The organism is Acinetobacter sp. ANC 5378, from assembly GCF_013004315.1.
Lineage (GTDB): Bacteria > Pseudomonadota > Gammaproteobacteria > Pseudomonadales > Moraxellaceae > Acinetobacter.
This window is the reverse complement of record NZ_JABERK010000038.1, coordinates 23497-35091: the sequence shown is the minus strand read 5'-3', so window position 1 is coordinate 35091 and position 11595 is coordinate 23497. Positions and strand designations below refer to the sequence as shown.

Here is an 11595-nt window from a genome sequence, read left to right as displayed (position 1 = left end):
AGTAAATCTGTTTGAGAGAAAAACCTTAAAAGCTTTATTCATGCCCGATAAAATACCGATAAAACAAAAGGAAGCTCAATTGAGCCTCCTTTTATGAAAAATTGTGGGACAGCAGTGGCATGAATGCAGGTTTTTTATTTCATAGGAAATTATTTAATTTTCGCATGTGACTTAAGATATTGAGTGTAATCATCCAATTCTTGTTGACCACGAAGTTGCTGGTACAACTTAGACAATTCATTCAACTGCTCATCAGTTAAAGCATTAGACGTTGTCTTATTCACATTAGACACGGCAACCACCACCAACTCATTTGGCAATGAAGCTGTAGTCACCGACCACATGCCTGCTTTCGGTGCTGGAACACTAAATGCTGCACGCTCAATCTCACGCTTCAAACCTTGTGAGCGCGTAAATACACCTGCACTTTCAAATGCGATGTTGCTTTGCGCCAAAACAGTTGCAACAGGTTGTGATTTAAAGCTATTCAATGCAGTTTGAATTTTCGCTTTGGCAGCATCAATTGCTTTTTGCTCAACCAGTTTAGCTTTTACACGAGGCGTCGCTTCTGCAAGTGTTTGCACACCAGCCGCGTGGTAATTACGCACTTTCACCCAAACAGTATTGCCATTGGCTAACTGAATACTGCTTGAAGCGTTACGATCACCATTTTTCACATCATCATTAAATAACTTAACTTTTACATTTGCATCGCTAAGTACCGGATGTTGAGTCGCTAAAGTCATGCCCTTGATTGATTGAACGGTTACGCCTTTCACTTCTTGTGCAACTACATCTAATGCATCACTACCGACGACCATTTCATTTAGACTATTTACAGTATCTGAAAAGGCATTGGCAGATTTGTTCTTTTGCAATTCAGCCAGCAAACGTGGTTTTTCAGTTTCAAATGATGGAAGCTTAACCGCAGCCGCTTCTGTTTCAATTAAATGATAACCATATTGGGTTTTAACTGGAGCGGATACTTGCGCAGACTTTAATGAAGCCACCGCCTGGTCAAAGGCATCACCAAATACACCTTTGGCATATGCGTCTACCACACCACCTTTGGCTTTAGATTCGGTATCATCTGAATATTGTGCAGCAGCTTGAGCAAAGGTCATGCCTGCTTTAATTTTCGCTGCCACATCATTGGCTAATTTCTTCGCTTCCGCATCTGAACGCGTATCTGCTGCAATTAAAATATGTTTTACTAATGGTTTAGCATCTTTTTTTTGCGCCTCTACAAATGCGGCATAGGCTTGCTGCAATTCAGCCTCTGTCACTTGCGTATTCGCCGGCGCAACATTGGCAGGCGTTAATACCACATAATCCACATCAACACTTGCAACCTGCTTAAAGGCATTTTGATGTTTGTTGTAATAAGCAGCAACTTCTTGAGCAGTTACTTTTACATTTTTCTTGTAATCATCAAGTTTAATGCTAGCCAAATGCAAAGTACGTTGTTCAGTTTGCAAGTTCGCAATTTGCTCAATATCCAGTTTGCTGACCAAAGCATAATCCATAAAGGTTGAGGTCAACATTTTCAAAGCATGGTCTTGACGCAAATTCGCAATTAAAGCTTGACTGGTCATGCCCACTGAACGCAAATAGTTGGCATACAAGCTTTCCGAAAATTTACCGTTTTCTTGAAAGTTAGGTTGCTGGGCAACCATTTGCTCAATCTGTGCATCACTTAATGAAATACCCAAATCTTCAGCTTGCTGCAATAACAAAGTACGGGCAACCAGGGTATCCATCGCTTTATTTTGAATAAAAGATTGATTCAATAAAGTTTCATCACCATTGGCATAAGCCAAGTATTGTTCTTTAAATGATTTGGTCAGTGTTTCTAGTTCTTTTTTAGAAATTTCTTGGCCATTGACTAATTTTGCTGTGTCTTCTGACTTCCCGCCACTAAAATATCCTTCAATACCTACAAGCGCTAAAGGGGTCAAAAACAAAATGAGCAGTGCTTTGCCCAACCAACCCTTAATAACTTTACGAAAAGATTCCATAAGTATTCCAATATTTTATTTGTGAGGGATTTTACCCGAAAACCCCCAATGAATGAATGAGTTCAAACCGAAAATCGGCATAATAATAAAAAAACGCGCCTAAGCGGCGCGTTTATTGGCTTTAAAAAAGATTAAGCAACAGAATCTTTTAAACCTTTACCAGCTTTAAAGCTAGGAACCTTGCTTGCTTTAATTTCTAAAGCTGCACCAGTCTGTGGATTACGACCAGTACGTGCTGCACGTTCTTTTACGTTGAATGTACCAAAACCAACAAGTGTTACAGTATCACCAGATTTAAGTGCTTCAGTAATTGAAGCAATTGTCGCATCTAAGGCTTTACCTGCATCAGTCTTAGACAATCCCCCTTTCTCTGCAATTGCATCGATTAATTCTGATTTATTCATGAAGATTACGTCCTCTTAATATCGTTTATTTAAGGTCTAAGGATTCCATAACACCTTTATAGCAATGCTTTAGGTCAAAACGCAATACTCTGGATATCGATTTCTGCAAAATAAATGCGAAAAAAATTGTTGAAAAATGCATAAAAAGCAAAATTGTTTCATTTTTTTACAATTTGCGCTTTTAATGACTTATTTTCTTCAACCAAAAAATCGACCTTGCTATGTAGTTGTAATATGAGACTTTCTAAATGCTGAATATCTTTTACCGTGACCAAACCAATTCGGTTTAAAGAATGATTCACACTATGGTCGATTAGCTTCTCAACTTTATCTTTGGTATCTATCACTGACTCTTTGGCTTTCTCTGACACCTTTTCTACGGTTTGGTCAGCGATTTCCGTGGTTTTAGACTCCAGTTCTTCTCCCACCTTAACTAAAGAATCAAATAACTTATTTCCTTCTTCTTCTGCACGTGAAAAAGCACCTAAACCGGCCAGCCAAATCTGTTGGGTATATTTACGGAAATCTAGTCCTGATTTTCGCCCGTCACGCGATTTATTCTTTTTTTTATCAGTATTTTCCGCTGTCTTCTGTTCATTATCCTGATCTTTTATCTGCTTATCCATTCATTCTTTCTCCTGATTGTTTTATGTACGACCAAACATATTTATCCATAAAATACACTGATAATAGCAAATTAAATACTTGATAGATTTGCTAAACTGTTCTACAAAGCAAGATTATTATGTATTTGGTTTAAAGTCCTGAAACATATTTTACGAGCCAGGATGCTCTATTTCAGGTAAGGATTAAGTTTTATGAGTGAATCGCAGCAAAGTCCAAATCAACCGCATTTGTTGCTCACAATGGCTATGATTGTTCTTGAAACAATTTTTACCCTCATTTTGAAGCATGATCGCGTCATTGGTTTACAGGCTAAAAAATTTATAGATCAAAAAGTTGCGATTAAAATTAATAGCTATTTGCCGTATTTTGATTTTTACGTTCAATTTACTGAACACGGGGTTTTATTTGACACCAAAGCACCAGAGCAAGCGGTTGATCTGGATATCCGCACCACCCTCATGGATTTAATTAAAGTCTTTGTGTTTGCTAACCGTCGCAGTATCAAAAAAATGCGTATCGATGGCGACCTGACGCTAAAAGATGAGTTTCGTGATTTAGCTTTACTTTTTAGCTTTCCAAAAGTTTTGTCGGACTGGAAACAGTGGTTAACTGAACCCACTGACGAGCAAGATATTATTGCCTCTAAAAAACGGATTGTCCCTCTTTTAGAAAAAATCGACTTGCAACGCTCAACAATAAATAGCCTGGAAGTTGAAGTGAAGCAATACCAAAATCGTATTCGTCGCATTCAACAAAAGCAGAAAAGAATTAATATCGTGTTTATTGTAATCACCGTGCTTTTGATCGCGTTATTAGTGTATAATTTATTGCTTGGATAAATATACAATTTTTCTTATAAAACAAAACAATTTAAAGCCTCATAAAAAACTTGACTATTTTAGTCAGGATTCTTAAAATCGACACATCTAGTCTAAACATGTGTATCGAATCATGCGTCTTACTACTCGCGGTCGCTACGCAGTGACTGCTCTACTTGATTTAGCTTTGCAGCCAACTGAACAAACGATCACGCTTGCTGAAATTGCAGCTCGTCAAACTATTTCTGTGGCTTATCTTGAGCAGTTATTTGCGAAATTAAAGCGTCACGGCTTAGTTTCTAGTGTACGTGGTGCCAACGGTGGCTACCATCTTGCTCGTCGCGCTGAAGAAATCACTGTGTTAGAAATTATTGAAGCTGTAAACGAAACAGTTGACGCAACGCGTTGTGACCATAAAGGCAACTGCCAAAATGGTGCAATGTGCTTGACTCATGATTTATGGCAAGAACTCTCCCACCACATTGCCGATTATTTAGCAAAAATTACGCTTGCTGATCTGGTAGCACGTGACAACGTACAAACCGTTGCAATCCGCCAAAATTCACCAAGTTTTGATTCAGCCCTTTTATCGGTTACAGGTATTTGACATGAAACGTCCGATTTATCTTGATTATGCAGCAACCACTCCGGTAGATCCTCAAGTTGCAGAACGTATGATGGAGTGCTTAACATTCGATGGTACTTTCGGTAATGCTGCATCTCGTTCTCATGCTTACGGGTGGCAGGCGGAAGAAAAAGTAGAATATGCACGTGAACAGGTTGCCAACTTGGTTAAAGCAGATCCACGTGAAATCGTGTGGACCTCTGGCGCGACTGAATCAGATAACCTTGCCCTAAAAGGTGTTGCACAATTCTATGCCTCTAAAGGCAAACACATCATTACAAGTAAAATTGAACATAAAGCAATTTTAGATTCTTGCCGTGAACTCGAAGAAGAAGGTTTTGAAATTACCTATCTTGAGCCAGAGCCAAAAACAGGTTTAATTACTCCTGAAATGGTTAAAGCTGCGATTCGTCCAGATACCATTCTTGTTTCATTGATGATGGTGAACAACGAAATTGGTACCGTGACTGATGTTGCTGCTATTGGTGAAATCACACGCGCAAATAAAACCTATTTCCACGTCGATGCTGCTCAGGCCGCAGGTAAAGTTGAAATTGATCTTTCAACCATGAAAATTGATTTAATGAGTTTCTCTGCTCATAAAATTTATGGTCCTAAAGGTATTGGTGCACTGTTCGTACGTCGTAGCCCACGTGTTCGTCTTAAAGCTCAAATGCATGGTGGCGGTCATGAACGTGGTATGCGCTCTGGTACACTTGCAACCCACCAAATCGTGGGTATGGGTGAAGCATTTGAACTTGCAGGCAAAAACCTCGAAGCTGAACAAACACGTCTGCGTGTATTACGTGACAAACTTTGGAACGGCTTACAAGGTTTAGAACAAGTGTTCTTAAATGGTCACCCTGAATACAATGTTGCGAATTACTTAAATGTAAGCTTCAACTTTGTAGAAGGCGAATCATTGATGATGGCATTGAAAGATGCTGCTGTATCTTCTGGTTCTGCATGTACCTCTGCAACACTTGAGCCTTCTTATGTACTTCGTGCATTAGGTTTGTCTGATGAGCTTGCGCACAGTTCGATTCGTTTCAGCTTCGGTAAATATACCACTGAAGAAGATATCGACCATGTACTTGAAATAACCAAAGCGGCTGTACAAAAACTACGTGATCTTTCTCCTCTTTGGGATATGTACAAAGATGGTGTTGATCTGTCTACAGTCGAATGGGCTGAACACTAATTTATTCTTGGCATCTTATAGAATTTGCTTAAGATGCCCCCATATTAAATCTTATCAAGGCTGACCCCGAGGTTTGGAGACGCATCATGGCTTATAGTGAAAAAGTAATTGATCATTACGAAAACCCTCGTAATGTTGGTGTTTTAGATAAAAACGCTGAAAATGTTGGTACAGGTATGGTCGGTGCACCCGCTTGTGGTGATGTTATGCGCCTTCAGATCCAAGTTGATGACAATGGTGTGATTGAACAAGCACGTTTCAAAACTTATGGTTGTGGATCGGCTATTGCTTCAAGCTCGCTTGTAACTGAATGGCTTAAAGGTAAAACTTTAGACGAAGCACAAGCAATCAAAAACATTGATATTGCAACTGAACTCGCGCTTCCTCCAGTAAAAGTACACTGTTCTGTACTTGCTGAAGATGCAATTAAAGCTGCTGTTGAAGACTACCGCAGCAAAAAAGCTAAAGCTTAATGGCTTTAAGTTTTAAATAAGGAATAACGGAGTTTTCATGATTCATTTAACTGAAAATGCTGCAACTCATATCAGCAATTACTTAAAAAATCGCGGTAAGGGTGAAGGCATTCGCGTTGGCGTGAAAACTTCAGGCTGTTCTGGTTTGGCCTATGTACTCGAATTCGTTGATGAAATTGATACACATGATCAAATTTTTGAACAGTTTGGCGTTAAGGTTTTCGTTGACCCTAAAAGCAGTGTCTATTTAGAAGGTTTAGAAATGGACTATGTGAAAAATGGCTTAAACGAAGGCTTCGAATTTAACAACCCCAATAAAAAAGGTGAATGTGGTTGCGGTGAATCTTTCACTGTTTAATCAATCCCCTTCATTCTCTTTTAAAAATTAAAACAGTGTACAATACACTGTTTTAATTACATTTATATTTGCAGTTATTTTCATAGAACTTTCGCGGATCAAATCTCCCATGAATCATTTTGAGTTGTTCAATCTTCCTGCAGCACTCGATATTGATTTAGCAGCTTTAAAAAATGAATTTTTAAAATTGCAGCAACAATATCATCCCGATAAAGCTGAAGACAAAGATCAGGCACTGATCAAGTCAAGTGAAATCAATCAGGCATTTAAAGTTTTATCTCAAGTTGATAGTCGTGCGGGATATTTGCTTTCGTTAAAAAAACAAGATCATCTTCTAGATCAATCCATCAGCGATTTTGAATTTCTACAATCTGCGCTAGAAATTCGTGAACAGCTAGATGAAGCCCACGCTGCCGAAGACTTGATTTCACTTAAACAAGAAGTCCAACAATGGATTGACAGCTTGGTTCGTGAATTCAAAATTGACTATACTGAAGAAGACTGGGCTGAAGCGCGCGACACAGTGCGTAAGTTACGCTTCTTCCAAAAAGTCATGGCAGATATCGACAAAGCTGAAGATCGCTTTTTGGATGATGATTCTTTCGATCTTGACGATGATTTTTAATTTATTTTTACTTTTAGACGTTCAAAGGATGTAACACAATGGCTCTCTTGCAAATTGCAGAACCTGGTCAATCAAGTGCGCCCCACGAACACCGTATTGCTATTGGTATCGATTTAGGTACAACACACTCTTTAGTGGCTACGGTTTTATCAGGCAAAGCCAAAGTTCTTAACGATGAACAAGGTCGCGTGTTACTCCCATCGATTGTGCATTATGCAGATCAGGCAACTCAATATGGTGATGAAGCAAAAGCCTTCATAACCAGCGATCCTAAAAACACCATTGTTTCTGTTAAGCGCTTTATGGGTCGTTCAAAAGCGGATATTAAATTCCAGCACCCATATACATTAGCGGGTGAAGATCACCAGATGCCAGCTTTTGAAACCATTCAAGGTCGTAAAACCCCTGTTGAAATTTCTGCTGAAATTTTAAAACAATTGAAAGAACGTGCTGAAGCAAGTTTAAAAAATCCAATTAATGGCGCGGTAATCACTGTGCCAGCTTATTTTGATGAAGCTCAACGTCAAGCTACGCGTGATGCTGCCCAATTAGCCGGTTTAAATATTCTACGCTTGTTGAATGAACCGACTGCTGCTGCTGTTGCCTATGGTCTAGATCAAGAAAGCAATTTAGCTTCTGACCGCAACTATGTAATTTATGATCTAGGCGGTGGTACTTTTGACGTTTCTATCTTGCGTTTTACCCAAGGTGTATTCGAAGTTTTAGCGACGGGTGGCCATACTGCACTCGGTGGTGACGACTTAGACCGCTTGATTGTGAAATGGGCAAAGAAACAGCTTAATATTGAAACTCTGGATGATGCAGAACATGCACATCTGATGGTTGCTGCACGTCATGCCAAGGAAGCATTAACAGATTTAGAATCTGTTGAACTTCAAGCTCTAGATCAAGTTTTAACTTTAGATCGTGCAACCTTTGAAGACATTATTAAAATTGCTTTAGATAAAACCATTAGCGTATGTAAACGTGTGATGCGTGATGCCAAACTTGAACTTGACGATATTCAAAATGTCGTTCTTGTCGGTGGGTCAACCCGTTCATATGCAGTACAAAAAGCAGTTCGCGATGTGTTCAATCAAGAACCTTTATGTACCATCAATCCAGATGAAGTCGTTGCGATTGGTGCAGCCATTACTGCAGACCAGTTGATTGGCAATAGCAAAGATGGCTCATTGCTGCTAGATGTTACCCCGCTCTCTTTAGGTTTAGAGACCATGGGTGGTCTGGTTGAGCGCCTCATTTCACGTAATACCGCTATCCCTGTGGCACGTCGTCAAGAGTTTACCACCTATCAAGATGGTCAAACTGCCATGCTGATTCATGTGGTACAAGGCGAACGTGATCTGGTTGAACACTGCCGTAGTTTAGGTCGTTTTGTTTTACATGGCATTCCTCCGATGACTGCTGGTCAGGCACGTATTGAAGTGACCTTCCAGGTCGATGCTGATGGCTTACTGACCGTTTCAGCAAAAGAAACCACCTCGGGCGTACATGCTCAAATCGATATTAAGCCTTCTTATGGTTTATCCGATTCTGATACTGAACGCTTATTGATTGAAGGTTTTAAATTTGCTGAAGAAGATAAAAATCTTCGTCATTTGCAAGAAACCAAAGTTGAAGCACAACGTGAACTTGAAGCATTGGAACAAGCCCTTAAAGTGGATGCTCAGCTATTAACTACTGAACAGCTAGAGTCTTTAAATCAAGCCAAAGTTCAACTTGAAGCTCAACTTAAAACCACAGATATCAAAGCTATTGAACAGGCTGTAGAACAGCTTAAAATACACAGTGATGCTTTTGCTGCTGCACGCATGAATCAACACATTGATGCTGCCCTAAAAGGCACTAAACTTGATGACTGGTCAAACTCACCCGAATAAATAGGTAAAAATTATGCCACGTATTAAAGTTCTTCCACATGCGCAAATTTGCCCAAATGGTGCTGAGTTTGAAGTTGAACAGAATGCAAATCTTTGCGAAAGCTTATTGAAAAATGGCATCAAGATTGAGCATGCATGTGACATGTCTTGTGCATGTACCACTTGCCATGTTGTGGTTCGCAAAGGTTTTGACAGCCTTGAAGAAATGAATGATGTCGAAGCCGATTTACTTGATCGTGCTTGGGGTCTTGAGCCTGACTCACGTCTTTCATGCCAGGTCAAAATTATAGATGAAGACTTGGAAGTTGAAATTCCGAAATACACCATCAATCATGCATCTGAAAATCATTAATTGATTCAGGATTAAAAAACCACGCCAGGCGTGGTTTTTTTATATTCAATTCAATAGCAACGATGCTTAGTGACTATTCATCTTAATGATATTGTTCATCTTTCTGATCTTCGATTATTTCATCTTCTAGATTCAGTTTTACCACACCTTGAGAATTGGTCATTTTTTGCTGTTTTTGTATGCGTTTAATCATTTTTTCCAAAACATTGATCAACTCTGGATATTCATAGTTTTGAACTTCGTCCAGATTCAACAATAGATGAAAGCCTTTATACTCATAATCAAACCAACGCTGATAATCCGATTTACGTGAAGTATATTTTTCCATCACCTGCCAGGTTCTCACTGGATCCTGAATACCTTTAAGCTTAATCGGTGCTTTAGGCGCACACAAATAATCATTTTTAATTAAATTATAAGTATCATCCGAGATTAAAATTTCATCCACTTCTGCCGCACTTTGTAAACGCGCCGCCAAATTTGCATCACGTCCAACAATGGTATAGGCCATACGATGAGCTGCACCATAATTCCCAACGTGACAATATCCCGTACTGATTCCCATACGAATATGTAAAGCGGGATAACCCATTTTAATCCATCGCTCTCTTAACAATTTCATTTGCTGACGCATATCAATCGCCATGTCTAAACAAGTTTTTGCATCTTGCTCAACACCTTGAGAAATGGGATCACCAAAGAAAATTAAGATCGCATCCCCCATAAACTTATCGACAGTCGCTTCATACTGTTTGGCAATTTCTGTCATATGACTTAGATAGTCATTGAGCAAGAATGCCAAGTCATCGGGAATGAGGGTTTCGGAGAGCTCGGTAAAACCTTGAATATCTGAAAAGAAAATGGTCATTTTCTTACGCTTATATTCAATTTTGGCTTCAGACTCACCCTTCATAATTGATTGCCACAATTGTACCGGTGCATAACGGCTGAGCTGGTTGGCAAACTCCATATAACGATTCATTTGCTCATAATAATAAGCTTTACGATCGGTAACATGCTGGATTTGATTGCGTTGGTAAAAACTTCCCACACCAAAATAAGTGATGAGACAAATAAAGCCCAGAACGGTTAATTCACCTGTGGTTTGTTCAAAATATTCGCCAAAGCCAAAAATAAAGATATTACACAGATAGAAAATTGCGATTCCAATCAGACTCGCCAATGACACCATGAGAAATGAAATTTTATTACTGATTGCAGTATACAGAAGTGCAAAAAGTGAAATAAAAGTCAGCACCAGGTTTAAATGAATGGCAGACAAAATAACTGAAATGGCAACAACATCAATGAGAAATAACAGACTGCGTTGTATTTTTGAATTATAACGGTACAGCAACCCAGTCGATAACTTCGGGGTAATCAGCAAGACAAACAACAAGAATAAAGGGACATAGATCTGATATTGCGTATCAGAAGAAGTGTAATGATAGACGATGACGAGTAAAGACAACATGATATATCCCATCAAACGATGAAAATATTCAAATTGTCTCGGCTCTTTGCTAATCCAGTCGTCTAGCACTCAATCACTCCTGGTCCCAGTATTCACACCACACATTCCCTGTTTGGCTTTTTAAATCGCTTTGAATTAGTCCATACGCCAGTCAAATGGCATATCACCTTGACCACGTAACGCAAGCATTAAAGTTTGACGCATATGTGCAAGGACTTCATTGCTATAAGGAACAGCTGGGGTTCCCCAAACTGGTTTTGGCCACGCGACGTCATTTTGGTAACGCACGACATGATGAAAATGTAATTGTGGAACCATATTCCCTAAAGCAGCAACATTCATTTTGTCTGCACGGAATACACGCGCCAACTGGCTTGATAACCAGCTAGATTCACGTAGGAATTGTTCTTGGTCAGCCTGACTTAATTCATATAATTCACTAATACCGGGTACACGCGGAATTAATATGAGCCACGGAAATTGCATATCATTCATTAAACGACATGTTGACAGTGGAAAGTCGCCTACAAAAAAAGTATCTTGAGCAAGTTGGGGATGCAAACTAAACATATCTTTATAAATTATGCAAAATTAGAATGATGGCTAATACTATCACATCCAATGGGACGTGAATATTCTATGCAATGTGTTTCATTACAAATAAACCACTATTTGCCCTGAACACTCAAGCACAGATAAATTTAATAAATTTACTTAAA

General features: G+C 39.2%; 13 protein-coding genes. 8 read left to right on the top strand and 5 right to left on the bottom strand.

What is annotated here, in order from left to right; genetic code table 11:
* Positions 1-149: 149 nt before the first annotated feature.
* The 3 genes from HLH16_RS08390 to HLH16_RS08380 form a co-directional block, all read right to left on the bottom strand.
* On the bottom strand, positions 150-2018 hold the full coding sequence (locus tag HLH16_RS08390; RefSeq protein WP_171528971.1) for a SurA N-terminal domain-containing protein: 1869 nt from the start codon (positions 2016-2018) through the stop codon (positions 150-152).
* A 131-nt stretch (positions 2019-2149) separates the two neighbouring features.
* A complete protein-coding gene (gene hbs, locus HLH16_RS08385; RefSeq protein ID WP_004651791.1) occupies positions 2150-2422 on the bottom strand; it encodes a non-specific DNA-binding protein Hbs in 273 nt (90 codons plus the stop codon).
* A 158-nt stretch (positions 2423-2580) separates the two neighbouring features.
* Entirely contained in the window at positions 2581-3048 is a 468-nt protein-coding gene (locus HLH16_RS08380; RefSeq protein ID WP_171528970.1) for a phasin family protein, read from the bottom strand.
* Positions 3049-3240: 192 nt separating this feature from the next.
* On the opposite strand from HLH16_RS08380, the gene HLH16_RS08375 reads away from it, so the two are divergent.
* The 8 genes from HLH16_RS08375 to fdx all read left to right on the top strand — a co-directional run bounded on the left by HLH16_RS08375 (position 3241) and on the right by fdx (position 9402).
* A complete protein-coding gene (locus HLH16_RS08375) occupies positions 3241-3888 on the top strand; it encodes a hypothetical protein (protein ID WP_171528969.1) in 648 nt (215 codons plus the stop codon).
* 112 nt (positions 3889-4000) lie between these two features.
* Entirely contained in the window at positions 4001-4474 is a 474-nt protein-coding gene (locus HLH16_RS08370) for an Rrf2 family transcriptional regulator (RefSeq protein WP_131290933.1), read from the top strand.
* 1 nt (position 4475) lies between these two features.
* Complete coding sequence (locus tag HLH16_RS08365) at positions 4476-5693, top strand: IscS subfamily cysteine desulfurase (RefSeq protein WP_131290931.1); 1218 nt, start codon at positions 4476-4478, stop codon at positions 5691-5693.
* 86 nt (positions 5694-5779) lie between these two features.
* Positions 5780-6166 (top strand): Fe-S cluster assembly scaffold IscU, encoded by a 387-nt coding sequence (gene iscU / locus HLH16_RS08360; RefSeq protein WP_131290928.1) that lies wholly within the window; start codon positions 5780-5782, stop codon positions 6164-6166.
* A gap of 37 nt (positions 6167-6203) precedes the next feature.
* Positions 6204-6524 carry an iron-sulfur cluster assembly protein IscA gene (iscA, locus tag HLH16_RS08355; RefSeq protein ID WP_067724655.1) on the top strand — a complete coding sequence of 107 codons (321 nt, stop codon included), beginning with the start codon at positions 6204-6206 and terminating at the stop codon, positions 6522-6524.
* Between the two features lie 109 nt (positions 6525-6633).
* Positions 6634-7149 (top strand): Fe-S protein assembly co-chaperone HscB, encoded by a 516-nt coding sequence (gene hscB / locus HLH16_RS08350; protein ID WP_067724653.1) that lies wholly within the window; start codon positions 6634-6636, stop codon positions 7147-7149.
* Positions 7150-7187: 38 nt separating this feature from the next.
* Positions 7188-9050, top strand: coding sequence for a Fe-S protein assembly chaperone HscA (gene hscA, locus HLH16_RS08345; RefSeq protein WP_171528968.1), 1863 nt, complete (start codon positions 7188-7190; stop codon positions 9048-9050).
* A 13-nt stretch (positions 9051-9063) separates the two neighbouring features.
* Entirely contained in the window at positions 9064-9402 is a 339-nt protein-coding gene (gene fdx, locus HLH16_RS08340) for an ISC system 2Fe-2S type ferredoxin (RefSeq protein WP_171528967.1), read from the top strand.
* Between the two features lie 82 nt (positions 9403-9484).
* On the opposite strand, the gene HLH16_RS08335 is transcribed toward fdx, so the two are convergent.
* Together HLH16_RS08335 and HLH16_RS08330 are read right to left on the bottom strand one after the other, a co-directional pair.
* Positions 9485-10888 (bottom strand): adenylate/guanylate cyclase domain-containing protein, encoded by a 1404-nt coding sequence (locus tag HLH16_RS08335; RefSeq protein WP_171528973.1) that lies wholly within the window; start codon positions 10886-10888, stop codon positions 9485-9487.
* Between the two features lie 123 nt (positions 10889-11011).
* Entirely contained in the window at positions 11012-11446 is a 435-nt protein-coding gene (locus HLH16_RS08330; RefSeq protein ID WP_067865690.1) for an HIT domain-containing protein, read from the bottom strand.
* Between the last annotated feature and the right edge of the window lie 149 nt (positions 11447-11595).